This is a genomic window from Chryseobacterium gilvum, assembly GCF_025628965.1.
GTDB classification, from domain to species: Bacteria; Bacteroidota; Bacteroidia; order Flavobacteriales; family Weeksellaceae; genus Chryseobacterium; species Chryseobacterium gilvum.
The window spans coordinates 357,684-384,130 of record NZ_JAOTEN010000001.1; the positions used below are offsets into that span (position 1 = coordinate 357,684).

General features: G+C 35.6%; 29 protein-coding genes and 3 tRNA genes. 24 read left to right on the plus strand and 8 right to left on the minus strand.

Annotated features, from left to right (window positions below; genetic code table 11):
* Nucleotides 1-104 precede the first annotated feature (104 nt).
* From N0B16_RS01675 to N0B16_RS01755, 17 genes are all read left to right on the plus strand, one after another.
* Nucleotides 105-596: a lipocalin-like domain-containing protein gene (locus N0B16_RS01675; protein ID WP_262988982.1), complete on the plus strand. Its 492-nt coding sequence runs from the start codon at nucleotides 105-107 to the stop codon at nucleotides 594-596.
* Nucleotides 597-614: 18 nt separating this feature from the next.
* Nucleotides 615-1,304: a YiaD family glycine zipper/OmpA-like lipoprotein gene (locus N0B16_RS01680; RefSeq protein ID WP_262988983.1), complete on the plus strand. Its 690-nt coding sequence runs from the start codon at nucleotides 615-617 to the stop codon at nucleotides 1,302-1,304.
* Between the two features lie 112 nt (nucleotides 1,305-1,416).
* Nucleotides 1,417-2,304 (plus strand): decaprenyl-phosphate phosphoribosyltransferase, encoded by an 888-nt coding sequence (locus N0B16_RS01685; protein WP_262988984.1) that lies wholly within the window; start codon nucleotides 1,417-1,419, stop codon nucleotides 2,302-2,304.
* An 82-nt stretch (nucleotides 2,305-2,386) separates the two neighbouring features.
* A complete protein-coding gene (locus N0B16_RS01690) occupies nucleotides 2,387-3,703 on the plus strand; it encodes an FAD-binding oxidoreductase (RefSeq protein ID WP_262988985.1) in 1,317 nt (438 codons plus the stop codon).
* Between the two features lies 1 nt (nucleotide 3,704).
* Nucleotides 3,705-4,430, plus strand: a complete 726-nt coding sequence (locus N0B16_RS01695; protein WP_262988986.1) for an SDR family NAD(P)-dependent oxidoreductase — start codon at nucleotides 3,705-3,707, stop codon at nucleotides 4,428-4,430.
* Nucleotides 4,431-4,437: 7 nt separating this feature from the next.
* Nucleotides 4,438-5,025, plus strand: coding sequence for an HAD family hydrolase (locus N0B16_RS01700; protein WP_262988987.1), 588 nt, complete (start codon nucleotides 4,438-4,440; stop codon nucleotides 5,023-5,025).
* A gap of 52 nt (nucleotides 5,026-5,077) precedes the next feature.
* A complete protein-coding gene (locus N0B16_RS01705) occupies nucleotides 5,078-6,253 on the plus strand; it encodes a cysteine desulfurase family protein (RefSeq protein WP_262988988.1) in 1,176 nt (391 codons plus the stop codon).
* 69 nt (nucleotides 6,254-6,322) lie between these two features.
* Nucleotides 6,323-6,640: a thioredoxin gene (trxA, locus tag N0B16_RS01710; RefSeq protein WP_262988989.1), complete on the plus strand. Its 318-nt coding sequence runs from the start codon at nucleotides 6,323-6,325 to the stop codon at nucleotides 6,638-6,640.
* Between the two features lie 130 nt (nucleotides 6,641-6,770).
* Nucleotides 6,771-6,844 (plus strand) — tRNA-Asp (locus tag N0B16_RS01715).
* Nucleotides 6,845-6,876: 32 nt separating this feature from the next.
* Nucleotides 6,877-6,950, plus strand: a tRNA-Asp gene (locus N0B16_RS01720).
* Nucleotides 6,951-6,982: 32 nt separating this feature from the next.
* A tRNA-Asp gene (locus N0B16_RS01725) sits at nucleotides 6,983-7,056 on the plus strand.
* Nucleotides 7,057-7,288: 232 nt separating this feature from the next.
* Nucleotides 7,289-8,134, plus strand: a complete 846-nt coding sequence (locus N0B16_RS01730) for a helix-turn-helix domain-containing protein (RefSeq protein WP_262988990.1) — start codon at nucleotides 7,289-7,291, stop codon at nucleotides 8,132-8,134.
* A 41-nt stretch (nucleotides 8,135-8,175) separates the two neighbouring features.
* Nucleotides 8,176-8,619 carry a hypothetical protein gene (locus tag N0B16_RS01735; protein ID WP_262988991.1) on the plus strand — a complete coding sequence of 148 codons (444 nt, stop codon included), beginning with the start codon at nucleotides 8,176-8,178 and terminating at the stop codon, nucleotides 8,617-8,619.
* Nucleotides 8,620-8,920: 301 nt separating this feature from the next.
* Nucleotides 8,921-9,442, plus strand: a complete 522-nt coding sequence (locus tag N0B16_RS01740) for a hypothetical protein (protein WP_262988992.1) — start codon at nucleotides 8,921-8,923, stop codon at nucleotides 9,440-9,442.
* A 64-nt stretch (nucleotides 9,443-9,506) separates the two neighbouring features.
* Nucleotides 9,507-10,298: a fimbrial biogenesis chaperone gene (locus N0B16_RS01745; protein ID WP_262988993.1), complete on the plus strand. Its 792-nt coding sequence runs from the start codon at nucleotides 9,507-9,509 to the stop codon at nucleotides 10,296-10,298.
* Nucleotides 10,291-11,313 carry a hypothetical protein gene (locus N0B16_RS01750; protein WP_262988994.1) on the plus strand — a complete coding sequence of 341 codons (1,023 nt, stop codon included), beginning with the start codon at nucleotides 10,291-10,293 and terminating at the stop codon, nucleotides 11,311-11,313. Before N0B16_RS01745 ends, N0B16_RS01750 begins: the two co-directional genes overlap by 8 nt.
* A 9-nt stretch (nucleotides 11,314-11,322) precedes the next feature.
* Nucleotides 11,323-14,115, plus strand: a complete 2,793-nt coding sequence (locus tag N0B16_RS01755) for a hypothetical protein (protein ID WP_262988995.1) — start codon at nucleotides 11,323-11,325, stop codon at nucleotides 14,113-14,115.
* A gap of 8 nt (nucleotides 14,116-14,123) precedes the next feature.
* On the opposite strand, the gene xth is transcribed toward N0B16_RS01755, so the two are convergent.
* The gene (gene xth / locus N0B16_RS01760) at nucleotides 14,124-14,894 is read right to left on the minus strand and encodes an exodeoxyribonuclease III (protein WP_262988996.1); all 771 of its coding nucleotides are present in this window, start codon (nucleotides 14,892-14,894) and stop codon (nucleotides 14,124-14,126) included.
* 127 nt (nucleotides 14,895-15,021) lie between these two features.
* Here xth and N0B16_RS01765 point away from each other — a divergent pair, with 127 nt between their 5' ends.
* From N0B16_RS01765 to N0B16_RS01780, 4 genes are all read left to right on the plus strand, one after another.
* A complete protein-coding gene (locus N0B16_RS01765) occupies nucleotides 15,022-15,804 on the plus strand; it encodes a Rossmann-fold NAD(P)-binding domain-containing protein (RefSeq protein WP_262988997.1) in 783 nt (260 codons plus the stop codon).
* A gap of 55 nt (nucleotides 15,805-15,859) precedes the next feature.
* Nucleotides 15,860-16,276, plus strand: coding sequence for a hypothetical protein (locus N0B16_RS01770; protein ID WP_262988998.1), 417 nt, complete (start codon nucleotides 15,860-15,862; stop codon nucleotides 16,274-16,276).
* A 327-nt stretch (nucleotides 16,277-16,603) separates the two neighbouring features.
* The gene (locus N0B16_RS01775; RefSeq protein ID WP_262988999.1) at nucleotides 16,604-16,795 is read left to right on the plus strand and encodes a cold-shock protein; all 192 of its coding nucleotides are present in this window, start codon (nucleotides 16,604-16,606) and stop codon (nucleotides 16,793-16,795) included.
* 191 nt (nucleotides 16,796-16,986) lie between these two features.
* Nucleotides 16,987-18,003, plus strand: a complete 1,017-nt coding sequence (locus N0B16_RS01780; RefSeq protein ID WP_262989000.1) for a L,D-transpeptidase — start codon at nucleotides 16,987-16,989, stop codon at nucleotides 18,001-18,003.
* On the opposite strand, the gene N0B16_RS01785 is transcribed toward N0B16_RS01780, so the two are convergent.
* From N0B16_RS01785 to N0B16_RS01795, 3 genes are all read right to left on the minus strand, one after another.
* On the minus strand, nucleotides 18,000-18,524 hold the full coding sequence (locus tag N0B16_RS01785; protein ID WP_262989001.1) for a hypothetical protein: 525 nt from the start codon (nucleotides 18,522-18,524) through the stop codon (nucleotides 18,000-18,002). The genes N0B16_RS01780 and N0B16_RS01785 overlap by 4 nt on opposite strands.
* A 1-nt stretch (nucleotide 18,525) precedes the next feature.
* Entirely contained in the window at nucleotides 18,526-19,851 is a 1,326-nt protein-coding gene (locus N0B16_RS01790) for a PDZ domain-containing protein (RefSeq protein ID WP_262989002.1), read from the minus strand.
* Between the two features lie 116 nt (nucleotides 19,852-19,967).
* Nucleotides 19,968-20,606 (minus strand): alpha/beta hydrolase, encoded by a 639-nt coding sequence (locus tag N0B16_RS01795; protein WP_262989003.1) that lies wholly within the window; start codon nucleotides 20,604-20,606, stop codon nucleotides 19,968-19,970.
* 261 nt (nucleotides 20,607-20,867) lie between these two features.
* Between N0B16_RS01795 and N0B16_RS01800 the strand changes: the two genes are divergently transcribed.
* The gene (locus N0B16_RS01800) at nucleotides 20,868-21,314 is read left to right on the plus strand and encodes a hypothetical protein (protein ID WP_262989004.1); all 447 of its coding nucleotides are present in this window, start codon (nucleotides 20,868-20,870) and stop codon (nucleotides 21,312-21,314) included.
* An 82-nt stretch (nucleotides 21,315-21,396) separates the two neighbouring features.
* Here N0B16_RS01800 and tyrS read toward each other — a convergent pair whose 3' ends face one another.
* Entirely contained in the window at nucleotides 21,397-22,692 is a 1,296-nt protein-coding gene (gene tyrS, locus N0B16_RS01805; RefSeq protein WP_262989005.1) for a tyrosine--tRNA ligase, read from the minus strand.
* Nucleotides 22,693-22,837: 145 nt separating this feature from the next.
* On the opposite strand from tyrS, the gene N0B16_RS01810 reads away from it, so the two are divergent.
* Complete coding sequence (locus N0B16_RS01810) at nucleotides 22,838-23,398, plus strand: RNA polymerase sigma factor (protein ID WP_262989006.1); 561 nt, start codon at nucleotides 22,838-22,840, stop codon at nucleotides 23,396-23,398.
* A gap of 24 nt (nucleotides 23,399-23,422) precedes the next feature.
* Here N0B16_RS01810 and N0B16_RS01815 read toward each other — a convergent pair whose 3' ends face one another.
* The gene (locus N0B16_RS01815) at nucleotides 23,423-24,061 is read right to left on the minus strand and encodes a hypothetical protein (protein ID WP_262989007.1); all 639 of its coding nucleotides are present in this window, start codon (nucleotides 24,059-24,061) and stop codon (nucleotides 23,423-23,425) included.
* A gap of 109 nt (nucleotides 24,062-24,170) precedes the next feature.
* Between N0B16_RS01815 and lipA the strand changes: the two genes are divergently transcribed.
* Complete coding sequence (lipA, locus tag N0B16_RS01820; protein WP_262989008.1) at nucleotides 24,171-25,037, plus strand: lipoyl synthase; 867 nt, start codon at nucleotides 24,171-24,173, stop codon at nucleotides 25,035-25,037.
* Nucleotides 25,038-25,079: 42 nt separating this feature from the next.
* Here lipA and N0B16_RS01825 read toward each other — a convergent pair whose 3' ends face one another.
* Together N0B16_RS01825 and N0B16_RS01830 are read right to left on the minus strand one after the other, a co-directional pair.
* The gene (locus N0B16_RS01825) at nucleotides 25,080-25,622 is read right to left on the minus strand and encodes a lipocalin family protein (RefSeq protein ID WP_262989009.1); all 543 of its coding nucleotides are present in this window, start codon (nucleotides 25,620-25,622) and stop codon (nucleotides 25,080-25,082) included.
* A 61-nt stretch (nucleotides 25,623-25,683) separates the two neighbouring features.
* Nucleotides 25,684-26,418 carry a LytR/AlgR family response regulator transcription factor gene (locus N0B16_RS01830; RefSeq protein WP_262989010.1) on the minus strand — a complete coding sequence of 245 codons (735 nt, stop codon included), beginning with the start codon at nucleotides 26,416-26,418 and terminating at the stop codon, nucleotides 25,684-25,686.
* Nucleotides 26,419-26,447 lie beyond the last annotated feature (29 nt).

The following is a 26,447-nucleotide window of genomic DNA, read 5'->3' on the forward strand; positions in this document are numbered from 1 at the left end:
AAAAAATAAATATTTATAAAGCCCGATTCTTCGGGCTTTTTTTATGTCTCCATTTTTTTTGGCACGGTTTTTTGTTATAATACATTCAAATAATAAAACTAGTTATGAAAAAGTTACTACTTGCAGGAATCATCGGAACTTCACTTTTCGCCGCATCTTGTTCATCAGTTAAAAAAGCTGGGGATGCACAAAGCCAGAGATCAGAATTTCTTAAAATGAAAGGTGACTGGCAAATCGTAAGCATTGATTATGATAAAAGCTACAAAATAAAACCCTTCGACGAAGGAGCAGATGCACAATGTTTTGTAGGAAGCCATTGGAGATTTATCCCAAATAATTACACAGGAGCTTATACTTTAAACGGTGGCGGAAGCTGTCCGGCAATTACACAGCCTATCAAGTTTGAGGTGAAAGATGGAAATACGTTTACGTTTAAAAAAATCATGGACGGTACCAAAGCTAAACAGAATACATCAGGCTATACTTTAGATGTGACCAATCAGGCGATGGACCAGTTTTCATTAGAACAAAATGTTCCATTTGAAGGAAGTACTGTAAGGGTGGTTTATAATTTCGAAAGAACAGGAATGAAATAATTAATTAAAATATATAAAATGAAATTAAGTAAAACATATATAGGAGGGCTTTTTCTGACTTCAGCTTTATTGCTGACAAGCTGTGAAGCCGTACAGAATTCAAATCATCAGCAAAGAGGTACCGCAGTTGGGGTTGCTTCGGGAGCGGTTCTTGGAGGTATCCTGGGAAATAATGTAGGAAAAGGTGGCAATGGTGCTTTAGGCGCTGTTTTAGGGGGTGTTATCGGAGGTGTTGCCGGAAATGTAATCGGTAGTAAAATGGATAAGCAGGCCAAAGAAATTAAAAATACATTACCGGGAGCAGAAGTAGAAAGAGTAGGAGATGGTATTAAAATTACCATGAATGAGAGCATTGTGAATTTCGCTTTCAATTCTTCAGATCTTACTTCGGTTGCTAAGACAAATTTGGATAAATTAGCACAAGTATTAATTAACAACCCGGATACGAATATCAATATCTACGGACATACTGACGATAAGGGTACCGATGAATATAACCAAAGCCTTTCTGAAAGAAGAGCAAACTCCGTAAAATCATATTTGCTTTCAAAAGGAATCTCTTCAAACAGAATGTTTGCTACAGGGGAAGGTGAAAGTATGCCGGTTGCCTCTAATGAAACAGATGCCGGAAGAGCAAAAAACAGAAGAGTAGAGTTTGCAATTACAGCGAATGAAAAAATGATACAGGACGCTCAACAGGGTCAGTAATCATTAAAACAATATAATATTTAAATTAAACCGCATTAGCGGTTTTTTTTTGTACTTTTAAATGTCTTTTTTTTGTGGTAAATTCACTAATTTTGCAAATGAAATAACATAAATGAAGAAATATCTCAAATTACTACGAGTCGAGCAATGGGTGAAAAACCTTTTTGTTTTTGTACCCCTTTTTTTTTCCGGAAATATTAAAAATATAGATTTACTCAGCAAAAGTATATTTGCATTTATCATTTTCTCACTTGCCGCAAGCATTGTCTATATATTAAACGACTATAATGATATTGAGGCAGACAGACAGCATCCCGAAAAAAGAAAAAGACCTTTGGCAAGCGGAGCCATATCAAAATCTACGGCAATAACCATTCTTACCGGTCTTATTATTACAGATATTATTCTGATCTTTTTTGCGCAATATTACTTTCAGCAGAATCTCTGGAAATTTGCAACCATTATAGGATTTTATTTTGTGATGAATCTTGCTTACACTTTTAAATTGAAGCATGTTCCTATTATAGATATTTTTATCATTGCCACAGGATTTGTACTCAGAGTTCAGGCGGGAGGATACATTACCGGAATCTTTATCTCTCAGTGGGCCACTTTACTTACGTTTGTCCTTGCCTTAGTTTTAGCCATTGGTAAAAGAAGAGGAGAGCTGATCAACGCTCAGGTTTCCGGAAAAACGAGAAAAGCTTTAGACGGATATAACGTGCAGTTTGCAGATATAGCACTTTCGATTTCTGTGACACTGGCTATTATCTGTTATCTGATGTTTACTTTATCAGCTGAAGTTCAGCAAAAATTTCACGAAAGAGTTTTCTACACCGTTATCTTCGTTGTTTTCGCATTTTTAAGATACCTGCAACAGACTTTGGTCTATAACAGGACAGAATCTCCTACAAAAATTGTTTACCGTGACCGATATATACAGATTACTCTAATTTTGTGGGTTGCCGCATTTTTAATTCAAATTTATTTTAAAAAATGAAATCACTAAAACTAAAGACGTTAAACAGTAATGGAAATTTTGTGGTGATTGCATCTGAACGAACAAAAATAAATAATTACAGATGAAGCCGAATTTCACACAGAAGGTTACGAATTGGGGCAATTTCCCTATCGTTGAAAAAGAGATGAGGTCTGAAGACAGTTTCAGAAAAATAAAAGATTTTATACTTAATCATAACGAAGTCATTGCAAGAGGAAACGGAAGATGCTATGGAGATGCTTCATTGGGCGAAAATATTTTCTCTACCAAAAGACTAAATAAATTTATCAGTTTTGACCGTTTAAATGGCATCATAGAGTGCGAATCCGGCGTTTTACTTTCCGAAGTTTTGGAAATTTCGGTTCCGCAGGGGTATTTTTTATATGTAACGCCGGGAACCAAATTCATAACGGTTGGAGGTGCCATAGCTTCCGACGTACACGGAAAAAACCATCATGCGGAAGGATGCTTTTCAGAATATGTCATAGATTTTAAATTAATGATTGAAAATGGCGACATTATTAAATGTTCCAGAGAAGAAAATTCAGATAAATTTTGGTCAACGATCGGCGGAATGGGACTTACTGGAATTATTCTCAGTGCTACCTTCAAACTTAAAAATATTGAAACCGCTTACATCCGCCAGGAAAGTATAAAAGCTGAAAACCTGGATGAAATATTCACATTATTTGAAGAAAGTGAAAGCTGGACCTATAATGTTGCCTGGATTGATTGTTTACAAAAAGGGAAAAATCTTGGGAGAAGCATTATGATGCGCGGTGAGCATGCTTTCAGACATGAGTTATCTGACAAACAGGCAAAAAATCCATTACTCCTCAAGAAAAAATTGCAGCCCACTGTTCCTTTCTATTTTCCTGGATTTGTGTTGAATGCAGTTACGGTTAAGATTTTTAATTTTATTTATTTTAAAAAACAGTCTCAAAAAGAAATAAAGAACTTTGTAGATTATGAAACTTTTTTTTATCCTTTAGACGTTGTCAATGATTGGAACAAAATTTACGGCAAAGCAGGGTTTATCCAATATCAGATGGTCATTCCTAAAGCAACGGGCAAAGAAGGCATGAAAAAAATTCTTGAAACGATTGCCAATAGTGGCAACGGATCTTTCCTGGCGGTATTGAAGCTTTTCGGTGAAAATAATCCGCAAGCCTACAACTCTTTTCCATTTCAGGGATATACGCTGGCCCTGGATTTTAAAGTCAATTCAACGCTGAAAAAACTGATTGATCAGCTAGATCAGATTGTTCAGGAATTCGGAGGAAGAATTTATCTTACCAAAGACAGCATGAGCCGTTCAACGCTTACCGATTATCTGAAGAATGTTCAGAGCTCAAAATTTGTCTCATTACAGCACAAAAGAATTTTAAATAACAAGTAAAATGATTATTCTAGGAAGTACATCAGAAGTAGCGCAGGCTTTTGTAGAGAAGATGCTGCAGGAAGGCGAAAAATTTGAAAGAATATATCTTTTTACCTCAAACAAAGAAACTACGGAAAGATTTGCAAGGCATATCGATGTGAAATTTTTGCAGCAGTCGGAAGTGATTGAGCTGGATGTAACAAAAGAAATCCATTATCAGAATTTTGATTATATCAATTCAAATCTGTTGTTTTGTGCAACAGGATATTTAGGTGAAAGTACAGAAGAAGCTCTATATGACAATAAAAATACACAGCGTATTGTAGAGATCAATTATTCAAAACTAATTCCGGTAATCAATTATTTTGCCCAGAAATTTGAAAGCAGAAGATCAGGAACTATCATCGGCTTGTCATCTGTAGCGGGTGACAGAGGGAGACAGAGCAATTTTATTTACGGCAGTGCAAAAGCAGCTTTCACTGCATATCTTAGTGGGTTAAGAAATTACCTTTATGAAAAGAAAGTGCATGTTTTAACGGTGAAACCGGGATTTATGGCGACTAAAATGACTGAAGGTCTTCCTTTAAACCCGAAATTAACGGCTACTCCTCAACAGGCAGCCGCATGTATATATAAAGCATATAAAAAACAGAAAAATACAATATACGTTTTGCCGGTTTGGAGCGTTATTATGATGATTATCAGAAATATCCCCGAATTTATTTTTAAAAAATTAAAACTTTAATTCCAGAATGAAAAAATTATATTGTTTTGATTTTGACGGCACCATTACCTATAAAGATACCATGTTTATGTATCTGAAATTTTATAACCCCTCAAGATTCAGAATACAATTTATAAAACATATCCCGCTTTTTATCCTTCTGAAATTAAAACTGGCAGAAACGGAAAAAGTCAAAAAAAGCTTTATCGGATCTATTTTAAAAGGCCAGCTTCAGACAAAAATCGAAGAAAAATCCCAACAGTTTTTTGAAACTCATTATCCTAAGATAGTCAGGGAAAATGCATTGGATTTCATCCAAAATATAGACCGCGACAATACCGAAAGCCTTATGGTAACTGCTTCTTTAGACATCTGGTCAAAGCCTTTCGCTGAAAAACTTCAGATGAAACTCGTTTCTACAATAGCAGAATTTAAAAACGGGGTTTTTACAGGAAATTTTATTGGAAAAAACTGTAACGGAAATGAGAAATTGGAGAGAATAAAAAAGGAAATCACCAATGCCAAATATGATAAAATAATAGCGTTTGGAGACACTTCCGGAGATAAGCCAATGTTGAAGTGGGCAAATGAAGGTCATTATCAATTTTTTCACTAATTTTGACGCTGAATAAATCAATTCAGATCTAGTAAAAAACCGTCACTGTAAAATGGATAAAATATATTTAGATAACGCAGCCACTACGCCACTTTCACCGGAAGTTATCGATGCCATGGTAGAAACCATGAAAATGACTTTCGGAAATCCTTCTTCTACCCATAGTTTCGGGCAGGAAGCCAAGATTTTAATTGAAAATGTAAGGAGGCAGATTGCAGATTATCTTCATGTAAGTCCGGCAGAAATTATCTTTACTTCCTGCGGAACCGAGTCTAACAATATGATTATTAAATCCTCTGTAGAACATTTGGGCGTTGAAAGAATCATCAGTTCTCCTTTGGAGCATAAATGTGTTTCGGAAAGTATTCTGGATATGAAAAACAGAAAAGGAGTGGAAGTAACTTACATCCGTCCTAATGAAAAAGGGGATATTGATCTTCATAAATTAGAAGAATTACTTAAAAATTCAGATAAAAAAACATTGGTGAGCTTAATGCATGCCAATAATGAGATCGGAAACCTTACAGATATTAAAAAGATTGCGGAACTGTGCAAAAAATATCAGGCACTTTTCCATTCAGATACGGTACAGACAATGGCACATATGAATTTGGATTTTTCTGAAATCTCGATTGATTTTGCCTCTTGCAGCGCACACAAATTTCATGGTCCTAAAGGAATCGGTTTTGCTTTTCTTAGAAAATCAAGCGGCTTGAAAGGTATTATTACAGGCGGTCCGCAGGAAAGAAGCTTAAGAGCCGGTACAGAAAATGTTTGCGGTATTGCAGGATTAGGAAAAGCTCTTGAACTTTCCATTAAAAATATGAATGCATATACACAGCATATGCAGGAAATCAAGCAATATGCTATTGACCGGGTTTCTGAAGAAATTCCCGGTGTAAAATTCAACGGAAGAAGTTCTGAAAAAGAAAACAGCCTCTATACGGTAATGAGTGTTTTACTGCCGTATAAAAACCCGTTAATCGGATTGCAGCTGGATATGAAAGGAATTGCTGTCTCTCAGGGAAGCGCGTGTTCCTCAGGAGCTTCAAAACCTTCTATGGTCATGATGATGGTGCTTTCTGAAGATGAAATGGAGCATTGCACGCCTTTGCGGGTTTCATTCAGTCATTTGACGACAAAAGAGGAAATTGATACTTTTGTGCAAGCATTGAAGGAAATTTCACACGATTTGATTATAGAAAATACAAATGTAGAGCATAGATAATTTTATCACTTAAAAGTGGTAATTTTGATCTCGGAATTAAGTGAAATATTAATTATAAAAAATATAAAAATGGCTTTAGAAATTACAGACAGCTCATTTCAGGAAACAGTTTTAAAATCTGATAAACCGGTATTGGTAGACTTTTGGGCAGTATGGTGCGGACCATGCAGAACGTTGGGTCCCATCATTGAGGAAGTGGCAACTGATTTTGAAGGAAAGGCTGTCGTTGGGAAAGTAGATGTTGATAACAACCAGGAGATTTCAATGAAGTACGGGATCAGAAACATTCCTACCGTTTTGATTTTCAAAAACGGTGAAGTGGTTGATAAATTGGTAGGAGTAGCCCCGAAAGAGGTTATTGCTGAAAAACTGAGCGCACATTTATAAAAAAATGCTTTGATAATGAATGCTTTCCGTTTCGGGAAGCATTTTTCTTATAAAAATACTTGTGGATTATCTTAAAAGTTGTATTTTTGCAACCACAATAAACAAAGGTAATCTTAGGATATTGTAAAAAGATCCGGTAGTTCAGCTGGTTAGAATGCCGCCCTGTCACGGCGGAGGTCGCGGGTTCGAGTCCCGTCCGGATCGCAGAAGTTTTGTCAATTTACTTTAAAAAAATTGATCCGGTAGTTCAGCTGGTTAGAATGCCGCCCTGTCACGGCGGAGGTCGCGGGTTCGAGTCCCGTCCGGATCGCAAAAGTTTTGTCAATTTACTTTAAAAAAATTGATCCGGTAGTTCAGCTGGTTAGAATGCCGCCCTGTCACGGCGGAGGTCGCGGGTTCGAGTCCCGTCCGGATCGCAAGAATTTAGTTTTTATTACTCCTTAAATTATATTTAAGGAGTTTTTTTATTTAAAACGATAACACTGTTTTTAAGAGTACTTTGATTATTATGTTTTATAATTAAATCTATCAGTAAATTTTTATACTTATGTATATTGCATCAGTAATGATAATATTTTAAGTTTATAGCAATAGTATGGTATTATTATTCTATTTTTGAGAATTCAATAAAACTTATCGAAAATTAAGATGTATACCATAGCAAATCAACTTAATCAAATAGGCTTTAGCATTACCCGCGTTAGCGATATTATTAAAAGAAACAGTTATCAGAAAAAATTCAATACTTCAGAATATTTCTGCATTTATCTGGTTGCAGAAGACATCAACCTTTTTGTAGGGGGTGTATTATATGCTGTTAAAGGAGGGAATGCGGTATTTATAGGCCCGCAAAAAGATGTAGAGTTTGAAAATGCCCTTAATAAGGAAATATACATTATCGCTTTTTCGTCTGATTTTTATGACCGGTCTTCTAAAGACAGTATTTTTCTGAATTCACAGATATTTTTTAATTACAATTCTGAAATATTCATTGCGCCATATTTTGGGAACACTCAATATAATCAGGTTATTTTGGTAGACCGGCTTATGAAATTTAAAAACAAGGATGAAAGCTTGTATGTTTCTGCAGCTCATAATGCGATTGAAGGTCTTTTGTTGGATGCCTATCTACACATTGAAAATCATCACGCTGAAAATGAAGAAAAGTTATTATATGTTTCTTATGTTAACAGATTTAAAATTTTGCTGCAGCGTGATTTTAAAACAGCAAAAAAAGTTTCACACTATGCTGATGAACTGAAGATTTCTCCAAGAAGACTTACCGAAATGACAGAATATGTCTATAGCAAATCTGCAAAACAGATTATTATTGAGAAAATCAAGCTCGAATCTGAGAAGGCCATCAAATATTCTAATTTAAGCATCTCTGAAATAGCATATGAGATGGGTTTTAATGATGAAGGAAACTTTAGCAATTTTGTAAAAAAACACACCGGAAAAAAACCTTCCGAAATGAGGCTGTTATTGGTATAAATGCGTAGCTTTATAATACCAACGTCACTCATTTGTATTATATGTATGCTAAAATTATTCTTTTCTTATTCTTTACAGGTGCTTTAATGCCTGTATGCGCACAGTATTCGGAAGCTAATGTTCTGAATGTCAGAATTCTTCCGGTGCAGATTTTATCCTTGAATCAATCTGTTGAACCTAAGAGTGATTTAGAAAGTAAGCAATTTCAAAACAATGTACCTGAGTCAGGAATGAATTATCTGACAGTTTCACATATATACGGTTTTCAAATAAAGGTTTTGCAGCAATGTTCTGAAGAAAAACAGATTCCCACAGTTCCTGAAAATACTTGTTACAAAGCGGTTGCATTAACTCAAATCAATACAGGGGTAGCCGAAAAAAAAATCCCTGTTGCTTATACGGCTATCGAACAGGCCGTGAAAAACGCAGCATGCAGCGAAAATTCTGGAACTCCACTGATGGTTTACACTATTATATCACAGTAATTTTTATGACTAGACAATAAATTGCTATTCAATGCATATTAATTTATTGTATTGTTAATTATATGAAAAATATAACATAATCAATATTATGTTGAAAATATCATATTCATATTTTTTTATGAATCAAGTACCGGTATCATAATTTTTAAAACCCCTTGTTTTCCATAATACATATTGATTAACAGCGGTTTAACTTTGTGTTAAATTTCACAAAACAAATGTAATTTTTCACAAGTTACCACATCTTCAAAGCCAGTAATTTTGCACGCTGAAACTAAGTATAAACAATAAACAATTTTAAATGAAACAATTTATCATCGCCTCTTTAGCAATTTTAGGCGTAGGTACCGTGAGTGCACAGAACGTAACTTTGAATGTGAGATTAAAGCCAATCCAGACTTTGGTAGTAAACAATGCTCAAAAAATCGTAAACCTTGATTACGCAACAAAAGATGATTATGCCAATGGTGTAACTTCTGTTAATGCTGATCACTTAAATATTTTCAGCACCGGAGGATTTCAGGTAAAAGTAAAAAGTGCCAACGCAGCGATGCAAAACGGAGGAAAAAATATTCAGGCCAATACAATCCAAATTAAAGCTACTGCCGGTTCTGAAGCGGTTACAGGAGCTCAATATGCACAAAACGTTCAGTTGTCTGCAAATGAATCTACTTTGGTAACTTCTACAACAGGTGGTGTTAACAAAAAAATAAGCATTGAATATAAAGGTGCAGGTGCAAATGCATATCTTGATAACTATATTGCAGGACAGGATCCTACAGTGTATACAACAGAACTTACTTACACAATTGTAAGCCAATAAGAAATACAATTCTCAAACAAAGTGTCACAGGCAAAGTGGCACTTTTGTTTTTTAAATGATTCTGATGAATAAACTCACCATTATATTTTATTTTTTGATCGTGCAGATAAGTGCACAGACCGGGATTTCTGTATCGCCGCCCAGAATTTACTTTGAATCGGGCGCGGGAACCAGCAGTACGCAAAAAATAACGGTAACGAATGTAAGCGCAAAAAATTCTCTGGATCTTGCCGTAAGCCTTGGTGACTGGGAATATGATGAATTTGGGGAAAATATGATGTATCCTGCAAATACACTTAAAAACTCATGTGCAAGCTGGATCTCTGTTAATAAAAACGACAATTATTTTTCACTTGCTCCGGGGGAAAGAAAAGATTTAGATATCACTATTACTCCACCTGCTGCAGGAAAAGACAATCTCTCATCCCATACTGCGGTTTTATACGTAAGCCAGATGAATCCCGTAGATGATGTTGATAATAAAGGCGCAAATATTAAAGTAAGCATCCGTTCAGGAATAAAAATTTTCCATAAATCGCCGGATGTTGTTCCTAAAAAGATTGAAATTAAAGACTTAAAATTCGATCAGGCTAAAAATAGTTTAGCTCTGCAATTTGAAAACCAGTCTTCAATATGGGTAGATGGTAAAGTCTCAACAGAAATTATCAATACCACGACCGGAAAAAAAGTTCCCGTAAATGATATCGTATTTTATACGCTTTCGGGAAATGTACGTAAAATCAATATACCTATTACCACACCATTGGAAAAAGGTTCTTATAATGCTTCTGTAATGATTGATTACGGTGATGCCTCATCACTGGAAATAGCAGAACTAAATTTTAATCATGAGTAAACTGTTCTTCTGTGCTCTTTTTTTTATTTATTCTTCCGCTTTTGCCCAGATTTCTTTCACTTCCTGGATCAACAGCTATCTTCAGATTGATTCTTACAGCGGAAACACCAATCCGGACGCCTATACCGTAACGTTTGCTGGCAACGGAAATATTAATATCCCAAACTGGAAGCTTTCTGCAAGATTACTTCAGAATATTACATCATCCGATGGCAAATTTACCATTCCGGCCAATAAAATATCTTTCCAGCCGATCTCTTCTACAGGGCAGGCTTATCCTAATCCTGTTCCGTCTCTTTCCCAAATAGGAGCGCCGTTAAATGTATTGCTGCAGCAAAATAGTGAAGTCTTTCTGATCCCACAGTCAAATGCTGCCTTATATAATGTTCCTGCAAAACCCAACGGATATTATAATTTACAGCTGAAATACGGTTTAACAGTAGTAGGAGGTACCTATTTGGGAAGTTATCCTGCCTGGACAAAATTTATCGCACCGGTAGAATTTACAGCTTATGATCAGTATAATGCTGTGATTGGTAAGGTAACTCATAATTTTCAGTTTCAGATCGGAAGCATTTCCGGAACTCCATCCAGTGCTGAAGAAATGTCTCTGAATATTAATATGAACGCTGCAAACGGTATTTTGGAATTTAAAAGCATGCAGGATTATAACAACGGAACCAGTGTGATTTACACCAATGGATTAACTGTGAACTGTACCAGCAATTTTCAGATAAAAGTGCGTTCGCTGCAAAGCGATCTGCGGTCGGCTTCAGGTAAATCGATTCCTGTTGAAGTGATTCATCTTACTTTATTACCTTTAACCAACGCAAATCAGACTGTTTTCCCCATTATTCTCAGTCTTGCCAATCAGACTTTAGCCCAGGCAAATATTTCACAATATTCATACAGTTATGATATCAAATATTTTACGGCGCCGCAGGATGTAAGGCTGATCAATGCACAACCCGAAGATTATTCTACTACATTGCAATACGAAATTATGCCACAATAATTCTTGATCATGCATTCTTTCAATCTCAAGGTATTTCTAAGCCTGCTTTTTATTTTTACGACCCACCTCTTGTTTTCTCAAATTACCCGGCCGAATGTGGTTATGGAATTTGAAAAAAGTAATGATGCTCAAAAATCAAGGCTTCTCAATCTTGTGATGGTGGTGAAGAATTTAGAGTCAGAGCGTTTTAAAGGTAAAGTACAGCTGATTTGTCCGAAGGGTTTTAGAAATGTCAATGCCGAAGATGCATCAATAGAGCTTGCTCCTCAGGAGACAAGATACATCCCTATTAAAATCATAATAGGAGAAGATGCTCAAGCGGGCTCTTCAGTAATTATTGCCAAATTATTCACACAATCCGGGATTTTAATTTCCGAACAGTCTACAAGCCACACCATTGATATTGACCAGAGCCTTATCATTAATCCTATCGCAACAAGTATTTACAGATCGTCTGATCAGGAACCTCTATCAATCAAAATAAAGGTTTCAAATACAGGAAATGTGAAACAGGATATTACGGTAGTGTGCAAATTTCCGGATCCCGAAGATTCTAATCTTTTTATGGAACAGGAAGCAGCCATTGAAGCAAAAAAAGATTCAATATTCACGTTTACCTATATCCCTACAAAAAGTTTGGCAAGGCTGTCTAATTTTATAATCAATATATCAGGATTCAGAAACCCGGATAAAGAAATATTCGGATCTGCATCAATTGCTGTTCAGAATATATCCAGCGTGCAAAAATATCATAATCTCGAGTTCAGTAATTTTTCAGAAGAAACAAAAAATCAAATTACGGCAAGCTACAGAAAAGTAGGAAAAGATATCAATATGTATCAGATTACAGGATCGGGAGGAGTCAATGTATCTTCAGGATATATATTCATGAGAGGAAATATTGCCTTTCTGGATCACCAGCAGAATCTTCTGGTAACCAATACCAATTTGGTATATAGGCAGGGAAACAATGAATACAGTATTGGCAGTGTCAATAAGCTTCTGGATATGACAATTGTAGGGAGGGGTGCAGAATACAGCCATGTGTTTTCAAAATATCAAAAACTGGAAATCGGGTTTGTAGATCAGAATTTTAACGTAGCAGAGAAAAACAGCTGGCTGAAAAACGGGTATGGTTTTTTTGCCAAAGGAACATTGCACTCCAACAACAGCTCAAGAAATATGGCGGCAACCTATATTTACAGGTATGATCCTTTTGAGAAGGTAAAACACAGCATTTTGGGAACTGAGATCAATCACAGTTTCAATCAGCTATGGTTTCTGAATGCAAAAGTAAACGGCGGAATAAGTTCTTATGAATCTGAAAATCGTACAAAGCCTTCTTTTTCTGCAGAATCTAATTACTCGGGGAAGATCAAAAATTTTAATCTTAACGGAAATTATTTTTTCAGCACCGATTATTACCCGGGAAATAGGAGAGGAAGCATGCAAATACAACAGAATATTTCAAAAGATATCAAGGAACATACACTTCACAGCAATATCAGTATTTCTAATTTTTCGCCAAAATTTTATTTTTTTGAAAGAGCACAACAGTCTCAGAATACGAGGATAGAGGTAGGTAATAGATTTCCGAAAATAAAAGATTTCAATATCAGTATTTTGTACCAATATCAGAACGAAAGCTCAAACAGCTACAATAATTTTTTTGGAAATCAGCTCAATACTGATGTACAACATATGACTGCTCATCGTATCGTCGAACAGATCTCATGGATTCATCCTGCGTCGAGACAGTCTGCAGTGTTGTCTCTGGAAACGGGAACTGTACAGTATCCTACAGCCGAGGAAAACCGTCTTCAGATGAAAGTAAATGCCAATTACAGCTTTAGGAAGTTTAATTTCAATACCATTTATCAGTCGGGAAGCTATTATCTTTCAGAATATGCTTTTTCTACGCTTACTGATGCAAACGCGGTGTACAAGAAATTCTCTGTATCATTATTTTACAATGATAATGTGATGAAGGATAAAATTAATTTAAGCACAGGAGTTTCCTACATTAATGATCAGGTGTACGGAAAATCTCCGTCTGCTTTTTTCAATGCAAAATACAGCGGTAAAAAATTTGATGCTTTTATAAATTCTTCATGGTATCATTATTCGTCGGGATTGATCCGTAACAATCTCATGACTTTTGAAGTAGGAATGACGTTAAATCTGAGAAAAACAATTTTAAATAAAGAGAAAAAATCGGTTATCAAAGCCTTTGCATTTTATGATGACAATACTAATAATATTTTTGACGAAGGTGAAAAACCAGCCAGTGATTATATTCTGACGATCGAAAACGTTGCCCTGAAAACCGATAGTGAAGGTGAAGCATCTTATAAAAGCGTTCCGTTCGGAAAATATACTTTGAAGCCGTTTATTCAACAAGGATGGTATTACGATGAGATGCATTTTGAAGTTGACCGTTATGCATATGCGCTCGATATTCCTCTTCATCAGAATGGGTCGCTTCAGGGGAAAGTTTTATTTAATTATAATACCAAAACCGCATTAGATTTTGAGCACAGAGGTTCCGCAATCGGATTCAGTATTTTTAAAGAAAACCAGCTGCTGCAGAAAATATATACGAATGACGAGGGAGAGTTTACCGCATTTCTTCCTACCGGAAAATATACTATTTTGCTGGATGAGCCTTCTTTACCTGCCAATACGTTTTGTGACATGAGAAGCTATGAAGTGCAGATTACTGCCGGGAAAATCTCAAAAATTCCGGATTTTGTGATTAAAGTAAAAGAGAAAAAAATAAATACTATAAAGTTTGGTAATTGATAATCATGTTATTCCAATTCAATCCAGGTGGGTGCATGATCACTGCTTTTTTCCCATCCCCGAACATATTTGTCTACTCCCGCGTTTTTAAGCTGAGGGGTAAGATAGGGACTTAACAGAATATGATCGAGCCTGATGCCTGCATTTCGGTCGTAAGCATGATAGAGATAATCCCAGAATGTAAAAATCTGTTCTTTTGGAAAGATTTTGCGGATAGAATCTGTCCACCCTTTTTTTTCCAGCTCCATATATGCTTTTCTTACTTCTGTTCTGAATAATGCGTCATCAACCCATTTTTCAGGTTTATAAACATCCAATTCTGTAGGGATTATATTAAAATCACCAATGAGAATTGCGGGTAATTCCATTTTGATTAATTGATTGGTTCTTCTTTTAAAACGTTTGATCCAGGCGAGCTTATAGTCAAATTTTGGCCCCGGATACGGATTTCCGTTGGGAAGATACAGGCAACAGATCACTTTTTGGTCAATAATCGCTTCAATATATCTGCTTTGAACATCTTCTTCATCGCCGGGAAGCGTATTCTGCACCTGTTGTATTTCGTAATTTTTTGCAAGGATAGCGACACCGTTCCAGCTTTTTTGTCCTTTCCATATGGCATTATAACCGGCTGCATTGATCTCTTTTACAGGAAATTTTTCCTGAGGGCATTTTAATTCCTGCAGGCAGACAACATCGGGTTGTGATTCTTTCAGCCACCGCAGCAGTACCGGCAATCTGCCATTCACTCCGTTGACATTGTAGGTTGCGATTTTCATTTATCTTATTATGCTAAATTATATTGTATAAGACCACAAAGATTATTCCACGATGGGAATATTGATATTTATTAAATTTTCTTCACTTTTTTAGAGATAGCGTACCTTTATGTTTTATAACAGATTCATGAAAAACATAGGGATTATTGGTTGTGGCTGGTTGGGTTCCAGAATTGCAAAAATTCTTTCTGCAAAATATACCATTTACGCGACGACAACAAGTGTAGATAAAATTCGGCTTTTAGAAAACGAAGGTATAATTCCAACGCTGATCAATTTCAGGAAAGATAAAGATTCGGAAAAGGTTATTCAATGGAAAGAAATCGATCTTCTGGATGCAGTCATTATTACCCTGCCTTTTTCTGAAAAAAGAGAAAATGCCGAACAGCTGAAAATAAAATTAAGCCGGTTGCATTCTTTTACAGGTGATTTTCAGGGCCAGGTATTCTTTATGAGTTCTACCGGGGTTTATCCGGATATCAAAAAAGAATTTTTTGAGTTTGATCTGCCTTCGGAAGATGTTTTGGGTGAAAATATGATGAAAAGTCTTTTTCCGCAAATCAATATTTTACGGTTATCGGGATTAATGGGTGATGACAGGCTTCTGAGCAGGTATAACGTTTCTGATTTGCAATCCCCTGTGAATCATATTCATTATGCAGACATTGCAGCTGTCATTGATCAGATGATTGAAGTAAAATCTTCAGGAAAATTATATAATGTAACAGCACCGCAACATCCTACAAAAGCTGAGGTTATCAACAGGCAGAAAAATATACCGTATGAAGAAAATAACAGAGAGATTGGCCGTGTTATTTTTTCTCAAAAAATGATATCGGAATTGGATTTTGTTTTCACTTATCCGGATCCCGTATTTTTTCATATCAATGATAATTCTGGATTATCATAATCGTCATAAGGTATTTGTGGCATAAAATCTGATATAACAGAGCAAATATATCATTATGGTTTCTATCAATATCAAAGTAGCGTTTTGTACATCATGTAAAGGATATTATGCAGCAACTCCTTATAAAAAAGAACATGCAGAACATCCTGAAATTGTCGATCATTTCTTTTATCATGGTGAGCCTTGGTTTACTCTTGACAACACTACTTTTGAAAAAATTACCCAAAATGAAAATACAGAAATACGGGTTTTGAAGCTATCTGAACACAGAGCTAATGATCACCAGTATTGTCACTGCTCTAAAAAGGCATTGCAGAAATCTGCTGATAAAAAATCTTATATTACAAAAAGTACAGTTCATATCGTAGATTATTATGAAGTATATGCAGATCTGTATTTTAAAGATCTCTATCATACGTATAATAATTTTCACGGGGCAGAAACATCGGCAACCCGTTCTATATCTGCATAATGCTCCATAGGTTGTAAGAAATTGTCACACCGATTATAATAATAATGGCAAATAATTTTTTTTATCCGATTATTAATCATACATTTGTGGAATAATCAGGCTACTGCCAAATAATACGCTGAGAAACTGGGTTTACCCAATAATCAGATTTTGCTTACAGACGCTCAATTTTGTTGTCAATATTTCAGGTGTACTTTCTTAAGAATAATTCTTATCATAATCATCAGTTTTTTTTCGCAAAAGATTAATATCGTTCTGGTGGAAACATCATAACAAAAGGATCGCTTGATCCTAAAAAAAGAATATTCATAATTAATACATATTACAATGCAACAAGGAACAGTAAAATTCTTTAACGATACCAAAGGATTTGGTTTTATTACACCTACAGATGGTGGTCAGGACATTTTCGTACATACTTCAGGTTTAGTAGACAACATTCGTGAAAACGATGTCGTAACTTACGATTTAGAAAACGGTAAAAAAGGTGTGAACGCGGTAAACGTACGCGTAGCATAATCTTAAAAGGAAGAATAATCTTTCTAATATACAAGCAGATAAATTAATTTTTATCTGCTTTTTTATTTTTGTGATTGAGATTAAATGACATCTATTTATATTTCTGAATGTTTTTGATTGCGATCACAAAAATCCTTCTTTTAGGTCTGATATTTGTATTTCAATGTTAGATTCAATGACCATTTCTATTTATGAAAAACTCCTTTTTTAAAAAAACCATTCTTTATACTTTATTATTATCTCTATTTTTAGTTTCATGTAAAAAAGACAAAGAAAAAATTAGCGATCAGAGCACTTCATCATCAGGAACTTTACCCCATGAAGCGAAGTCTGATTCTGTGAAAAAGGAGGTTAAAGAATCTATTCCGCCTGCAATGCAGGAAAATGGTTTTTATAACGCTTTTATACTTCCTAAGGATAAAAAGCTGAGAGATTCATTGTATTCAGTTTTCAGTAAAAAATATAATGAGAGAGAGCGATACGCTATTTTGGCATTAAACCGGCTGGATTCCAAAAACAGATGGAATGCAGATACATTAGTAGTACCTGCAAAAATTGATACCACACTCATGTCATATTCACCATTTCCGATGCAGCTGGATGTATTAAGTGAAGTCAAAAAATTCGTTATTTTTTCCTATGAAATCCAGGCGTACGGAGTATATTCCAACGGAGCATTAGTAAAATGGGGACCTACAAGTATGGGCAAAAAGTCTGCTCAGACGACAAGAGGGCTTACTTTTGCCAACTGGAAAAAGAAACTTGCCATTTCCACCGTTAAAAGCGAATGGAAACTGCCCTATAATTTTAATATTCACAATTCCGGAGGAATAGGATGGCATCAGTATGATTTGCCGGGTTATCCTGCATCCCATTCATGCTTAAGATTACTGCTGAATGACGCCAAATGGCTTTACAATTATGCAGATACCTGGATTCTAAATCCCGGAGGTGCAACGACTAAAGCAAAAGGTACTGCCGTAATGGTTTTCGGTGATTATAAATGGGGAGGAAGAAAACCGTGGAGAAAATTACTCAGCGATCCCAATGCCAATAATATTTCTGTAGAAGAAATGAATACTCTTCTTAAGCCTAATGTGGAAAAAATGCTTTACGAACAAACCAACAGAGAAAAAGTAGCAGATTCTATCAAGCTGGCTAAAATGGCAGAATCTCCTGTTGAAGATTCTGAAACGGCACCTAATTAATCTTTTTTCTCGAATTGCAGCGTAGATTCTTCAGCAAATCTCCTGAGTTTTTTCATTTCGTCTTTGGCTTTTACCTGTCCGAATCTTGCTGCCGCATAAGTTGCTGCAATACAGAAAATCATTACAAACGATGCAGGAAGCGCCCACGGATATTCATGGCTGTTGATTTGTTTTTCCACATAGTACATACTGAAAAACGTCATCCAGAGTATTGAAAACAAAAAATACAGAAACATAAAAAATGTCCACACTGCAGAGCTCGGTCCAAAAACACCTCTTATCACGGTTTGGTCATCTTCTACTTCTGTACGGAGAGATAATCTTGGTTTCCAGAAATTATCATATCCCGTTTCAACACAGATGGTGGCGATTTCTTTATTAATATTGCCGCTGAACTCATCTTTATGTGCAGCAAGATATATCTTTAAATTTTCGGCATACGATTCTTTATCCAGATGCGTAAACATTTTAAACCGGGGCCTGTTTCGTATTTTATCAATTGTTCTTTCTTCTGTTTCCATATTAGTTTTGATAAGGTATAGGGTCTTCCAGGGTAAAGCTGAGAGTAAGTTCTTTATTTTTTCTTAAAATGACCATTGTGATGGTTTTTCCTTCATCAGATTTCATCATCTCCATTATTTTTTCCAGGGTCATATCAGATGTTTTCCTTCCGTTGATGGTTATGAGTTGATCGTCCTTTTGTAACCCGGCTTTATCAGAAGGTGAATTTTTTCGGACTCCGGCAACTGAAAATATAGGTTTTAAAACAAATTTATATTGCAGGCTGTTATTAATGACTTCTACATTGCTGGTAGATTGATTTTTAGTTTTAGATTCCAGATTGACCACGTCTTTTTCCCATTGCATCCCATCCTGTTTAAAGTCTAATCCGCTCATATTAAAGTGGAAAGGATCATCATAATCGCCATTTTTCTTTAGATACATTTTTTGGTTTGGGTAATCAAAAGCTACAGTAAATCTCCGCATAATTTCTGCGCCTAAAGATCCTTTTCTTTCACTTACTAAATTGACATGCTGTATCGAAAATTCATCGGGCATTGCGGTAAGCGGTTTTTCAAATTTAAATTTTCCGAGGTAAAAGTTATGGATTCTGCTTCGTTTTCCATACACATCACCATTAAATCCTCTGCCGAGAAAATCATCAATATTGGGACGGTTATAAACGAAGTTTTTGATAAGGGTAGGGAAGAGCCAGATCGGATCACTGTTTCCCAAGTCAACCAATAATTTTGAACTCTTCTTCTCGTCTGTCATCTTTATATCTGCATACACATAAGGCTTATATTTTTCTATTGTAACTGAAAATTCTTCAAATTTTTTAATTTTTTTTGTAAAAATATCTGCATCATGATATACCGTAATTTTTTTAGACGCGTAATCTATGATGATGGGATGATCTTTAAAAAAATGATAGCCTATAATTCCGTTTACCGGAATTCCCATGTGTGTGGAAATATTAAATTCCTGATCCAGAATAATAAAAAGTGAAAAAGAATCATTGATAAAATGTTCCCCGATTTTACCGACATTATGATCAGATTTAAACCCTTCTATGCTTACATCACCTCCTAATCCTGAAAAATTCATTTTCTCCAGATTGGTTAATTTCATTTCTTTGTTTTCAAGACTGAAGAGTGTAGTTTCTGCAACACCCGTATCCAATAAAAAAGTGAGTTCTACACCATTGACAGTAATGGGAATAAAAATGAGATTATTGATCAGTTTAAAGGGTATAACTACTTTCTTTGAATTTTTTATTTCAAAATTATTCTGAGCACTTACAGAAATGCCCAATAAAAGAATCGAAAGACAATACACCAGTTTCATCGAATGAATGTAGTAAAATTTTTCATATATCAAACAAAAACATTCTCAAATCTGAGAATGTCTGTAGGTATTGAGAAAAATACTGATAGCTTTTCTGTTTCTTATAAATTATTATTTTATTTAGCAAAAAATTCCATAAGATCCATATAATTTTTCTGATTGACGCCGTGTCCGCTCATATATTCTCTGAAAGTAAAATAGCAGCTGAGATCATACAGCAGATCTGCCGCTTTTCTTCCCCATTCTAAAGGGATGATCGCGTCATCAGTTCCGTGTGAGATAAAAAATCGAAGGTTTTCGAGTTTTTTCTTGTCTTTTACAATATCGGTAAGAAGCTTTTCTTCGGGATAACAGCTCAGACATGCGACAAGATTGAAAAGTTCGGGATATTGCAATGCCAAACTGTAACACAATATTCCACCCTGGCTAAAGCCACAGAGATGCGTTTTGCTTTCTGTAAGGCCATAATGGTTGACCACTTTCATGATACTTTCTAAGACAGAATTCAGAGACTCTTTTGCCTGATCTGTATTTACAAACTGGTCAGGATTATTAAAATTGATATCATACCAGGAAAATCCTTCAAATTCTGTCGTTTTCGGCGCGCGGAAACTTACAATAATCCAATCAGCCGGAAGACTTTCTCTGAAGCTGAAAAGATCCTGCTCATTGCTTCCGTATCCGTGAAGCATAAAGAGAATGGGCGTTTTTGCGGTAATGCTTTCCGGTTCTCTTACAATGTAATCTAAATTCATCCGGCAAAGATAATAATAAATGGAATCTGAAAAATTTTCTCATTAAAAAACGAGCAGCAATTTTCATGTATTTTAAAAAAAATTTTAATCTTAGATAAGATTTCTCTTTAGTTTAAACCCAGCAAAAAGACCGAATAACCTTTAAATAAACTTTTATTGATTTGATATTGTTTGCAAATCTTTGTTGGAAATTTTTCATAAAAGTTATTTTTATATTGATAAAAAACCTATATTTGAAACATTAAAAATCTATTTGGAGAAATGAAGCAATTTTACAAATCAAAAAGTTTACTTAGACTTTCATTTTTAGCAGTCTTACTACTTTCTGTAGTTTCTGTGTTTAATTCTTGTAAAGATGATGACGATGATGATCAGTTTACAGATCACTTGGTACAACTTGAAGCAAAAATAGTAAACGGCGGTACGGCTCCTACACCTCCGATCAGCACTTTCAAAACGGTGGTGAAGCAGGTAGGAACTCAGCAGGAAACAATCTTTAATCCGACCGGACTTGTTTGGTCAAGCGGTGAGTTTTTTGTGAATTCAAGCCAGTCTCAGATTAACTTAGCTGCCAATGCAGAACTTTTGAATTCTGATTCTAAACTGATTGTAACCATCTGGATCGACGGCGAAATTGCGGAAACAGATACTGTCGTAGGTAGCGGAACCAAAAATGCTGCGGTATATCACAGTTTCTTAGAATTATAATAAATAAGTTATACAGATAAATAAAAAGCCACCAGTAATTTGGTGGCTTTTTTATGATATCGATTAATCAATAACCTTTATATTAAACTGCTTTAACGATAAAATAATTCTTTTTGCCTTTTTGCAGAAGTAAAAACTTACCGTCGATAAGATCATTTTCATTGGCAGTGTATACTTCATTTACCTTTTCTTTGTTTACAGAAATAGAATTTCCTTTGATCTCTCGCTGTGCTTCACTTTTAGATTTTAAAAATCCGGATTTTTCTGAAAGCAAATCGATAATTGAGATACCTAAAACATCAGATTTTGAAAGCTCTTTTTGAGGGACACCATCAAAAATCTCTAAGAAAACATCTTCATCAAGACTGACAAGATCTGCTGCAGTAGATTTGCCAAAAAGGATTTCAGAGGCTTTTACTGCCTTTTCAAACTCTTCTCTTCCATGTACCCAAACAGTTACTTCTTCTGCTAATCTCTTTTGAAGTTTCCGCTCATGCTCGGCAGTTTTATGTTCTTCAATTAAATTTTCAATTTCGTCTTTTGCTAAAAATGTATAAAATTTAATGAATCGTTCAGCATCCTTGTCGGTTGCATTCAGCCAAAATTGGTAAAATTTATAAGGCGAGGTTTTCTTTTTGTCCAGCCAGTAATTTTCACCGCTTTCGGATTTCCCGAATTTTGAGCCGTCTGCTTTGGTAATTAATGGTACTGTTAATGCAAATGCTTCGCCCTGCGCTTTTCTTCGGATCAGTTCTGTACCGGTCGTGATATTTCCCCATTGGTCAGAACCGCCCATCTGCAGTTTTACCCCATTATTTTGATATAAATGGAGAAAATCATATCCTTGGATTAACTGATAGGTAAATTCGGTAAAACTCATTCCGTCTACACCGGATTCTCCGGAAAGCCTTTTCTTTACAGAATCTTTGGCCATCATGTAATTAACGGTAATATTTTTCCCGACATTTTTAGCAAAATCAAGAAAAGAAATATTTTTCATCCAGTCATAATTGTTGACCAGTTCAGCTTTATTCGGCTCATTCCCGTCAAAATTCAAAAACCTGGAAAGCTGGCTTTTCAGGCATTCTACATAATGTAAAAGCGTTTCTTCATCTAAAAGATTTCTTTCAGAAGATTTTCCTGAAGGGTCTCCGATCATTCCTGTTGCGCCTCCTACCAAAGCAATCGGTTTGTGGCCGTGCTGCTGGAAATGTGCCAGAATTTTGATCTGAATAAGACTTCCGATATGCAAAGAATCAGCAGTGGGATCAAAACCAATATACGCTGTGGTGACCTCTTTATCCAGTTGTTGATCGGTTCCGGGCATCATATCGGCAAAAAGGCCACGCCATTTTAATTCTTCAATAAAGGAATTCATATGTTTTCTTTAAAATTTAATGTTGCAAAGATAATAATTATTCTTAGAGTCATATGTGAAGTATCTTGCCGATGATGTAAGCGTCATAAGAAGTGCTGTTCAGTATTAATTTTGAAAATTCAGCGTAATCTGTTATATTTGATCAATGAAGGACGAACAACTATTTTTACTCATTCAGAAAGCAAAAGAAAAAGACCAGAAAGCGCAGACAAAGCTCATTAATGTGTTTTGGGTAGATGTTTTTTCTTTTGTCATGAAAAAAGTACGGGACGAAAATGACGCAGACGAAATTACGGTTAATGTTTTTTCCAAAGTATTGTCGAAGCTGGATATGTACGATCCTCATTTTCAGTTTAAAACCTGGGTGTTAACAATTGCTCAAAATACCATTATCGATTTTTGGCGGAAAAAATCAAGAGAAAACCAGGATCCCACTGAAAATCTGGAAGAGGTTAAAAATCAGTATGCAAAATCCCCTGAAGAACTCATGATTTCCGCGGAAGAGCAAAAGAAAATTATAAAAACCATAGAGTCCTTAGATTCTAATTATCAGGATATTATCAAGCTCAGGTTTTTTGACGAAAAAAGTATTAAAGAAATTGCCGAAGAATTGGGAATTTCTATTGCCAATACCAAAGTCAGGGTTATGCGTGCGAAAAAAGTTTTGGCAGAACTATTGAAAAACAATGATTTTGAAGACCAATAATCTGCCTGAAATATATGGTAATCTTTATATATAAATCTTTTCCTTCGTTTTTGGCAGCACTATCTGTCTCTGTTTTTCCTGATTTCTGTTTTGAAGGTTGATTTTTATTCCTTTTTTGAAGAAAATTTCTTTTTCAGACTTTCCATTATCAGGAATATCCGTGCTTTCCACCTCTTTTTCATAGATAATTTGTCCTGTTGAAAGATTATAATCAACATCCACCCAATAATCTCCCGGTCTTCCATAGGTTGAAGAAAAACCAATCAGCTCAAAATGGCCGTTCTGAAGCCGGTATTTATCGGTAACGCCCCATTTCCAACTGCTTCCGCCCGATTGCGAAATGATTAAAATCCCTTTTTCTATTTTGGTTTCGCCATAAGGGTCACCCATCATTCCTCCGTCCTGGCTTTTTAAGATCGCGTTTCTTGATTTTTCCAGTACAGTCCATTTTCCGTTTACATTTTTTAGGATCTGAATTTCACGGATATTTCCAAAATCAGTTGAATCTTTTGTGTTGTATACGATTACTTTTTCAGGAATTGTATCATCATCCAGATCTCCGTCTATTGATTCGATAATCTCCGAACCTTCAGGCTGAAGTTCTTTTTGGGCAAAATATATATTGCTGAACATAACGGTTAAAAAACAAAGTATACAATTCATGATATCATTCTTAATGATTTAAATATACAGAATTATCTGTTTCATCAATGCTGCTGTTTGATGGTTTCGATAAAAAAATCCTTAACTTTGAGGTCAATTTTAGAAATCGATGGAGAATTCAGTTCAGGATACAACCGTTCAAAAACCCAAATGGATTCGTGTAAAACTTCCTACCGGAAAAAATTACAGAGAGCTCAGAACTTTGGTTGACAAATATAAATTAAATACCATCTGCCAAAGCGGAAGCTGTCCGAATATGGGTGAATGTTGGGGAGAAGGTACAGCAACCTTTATGATTCTAGGAAATATCTGTACAAGAAGCTGCGGTTTTTGTGGTGTAAAAACAGGTAAACCGCTTGATGTAAATTGGGATGAGCCTGAAAAGGTAGCCAGATCAATCAAATTAATGAAAATCAAACATGCCGTCTTGACTTCTGTAGACCGTGATGATTTGAAAGACATGGGATCTATTCTTTGGGGCGAAACCGTAAATGCGGTAAGAAGAATATCTCCCGGAACAACCATGGAAACTCTAATCCCTGATTTTCAGGGACTGACAAAACACCTCGACAGAATGGTAGAGGTAGCGCCGGAAGTGATCTCTCATAATATGGAAACAGTAAAACGCCTGACAAGAGAAGTGAGAATCCAGGCAAAATATGAGAGAAGCCTTGAAGTACTGCGATATTTAAAAGAGGCAGGACAAAGAAGAACCAAAACCGGTGTAATGCTTGGTTTGGGAGAAACAAAAGACGAGGTTTTTCAGACTATTGAAGATATCAGAAATGCGAATGTGGATGTGATTACATTAGGACAGTATTTGCAGCCTACCAAAAAACATCTGCCGGTAAAAAAATTCATTACGCCCGAAGAATTTGACGAACTGGGAGATTTCGCAAGAAGCTTAGGTTTCAGACATGTTGAAAGTTCGCCGCTTGTGAGAAGTTCTTACCACGCAGAAAAACATATTCACTAAATAAAAATCGCTCCAATTCAGGAGCGATTTTTTTTATGATTATTACAGATTATGTTTTACCCAGATTAATGCATCGGTTTGATATCCTATCTTTTTTGCTTTTGTTAAAAATCGCTGTTTGATATTTTCAGGAATTTCTTTGGTGCGGGACAAAATCCAGAGGTATTTCACATTATTTCCTGAGACCAATGCATATTGATAATCATCATCAATATCGATAACATTATATCCTGCCCAAAAAGGTTTAAAGAACGACACTTTTAATCTTGCTTCTGTTTTGTCATTCACAAACCGGGCTTCACCTACCGATTCCTTCCATTCTTTTTTCACATAATTGTAGCCGCGGTTCTGAACACGGATGCTTCCATCAGGATTTTGGGAATATTCAGCCGTGACGTTGTCCATATTTTTCTCAAATTTATAATCGAAACGTGCGATTTCGTACCATTTGCCAAGATATTTTTCAGAATTGAAATTGGAAACGGCTGTTGCACCTTCTGGAATGCCTACCGAACAGGAATTCAGGATCAGTAATCCTATAATCCCTAAAGAAACGGGAACGGCTATTTTTTGAAATACTTTCATACGATTTTATTTGTGAACGTTTAAATTCAAAAATAATGCCTTTAAAATGATCAATACATGATTATGAAAACATTTTGAGAAAACGGTCTTTAAAACTTCCGGAAACTTCAATTTCGGTATTGTCTGATAAGGTTGCAGTACCTCCTTTCTGATATGATTTTACAAAGGAAGTATTGATAATATGAGAACGGTGCACCCGCACAAACGGAGGTTCCAGCAAGTCATCAAAATGCTTTAAAAACCGGCAGACCATTTTTTTAGAATGATCCGCAAGATAAACCTGGGTGAAATTTCCGTCTGCCTGAAGTCGTACGATTTCTTCTGTTCTCACCACATCAAATCCCTGAAGCGTAGGAAGAATCAGCTGCTGTTTTTCAGGTTTCAGTTTCAGGTTTTCAAGTAAAATTTTATTCCGGTTCAGCTCATCTTTATTCTGAATATTCTCTGCGACTTTATTTACTGCTATAATAAGTTCCTGAATATCAATAGGTTTTAATATATAATAACTCGCAGACTTATTCAGTGCCTGTAAAGAATATTGAGAAAATGCAGTGATAAAAATGGTTTCATAAGAAAACTCTTTTGTGGCTTCCAACACGTCAAAAGCATTTCCGAAAGGCATTTCCACATCCAGAAAGACCAATTGTGGCTGAATTTCTGCGATCAGCGGAACGGCTTCTTTTATGTTTTCAGCTTCGCCTGCAATCTCAATTTGCGGGCAGTACTTGGATAGGTAATTTCTAAGCACATCCCTTGCAATTTTTTCGTCATCGACGAGTACAGATTTTATTTTCATACTTTATTATTGATTAAAGGAATGTTTAT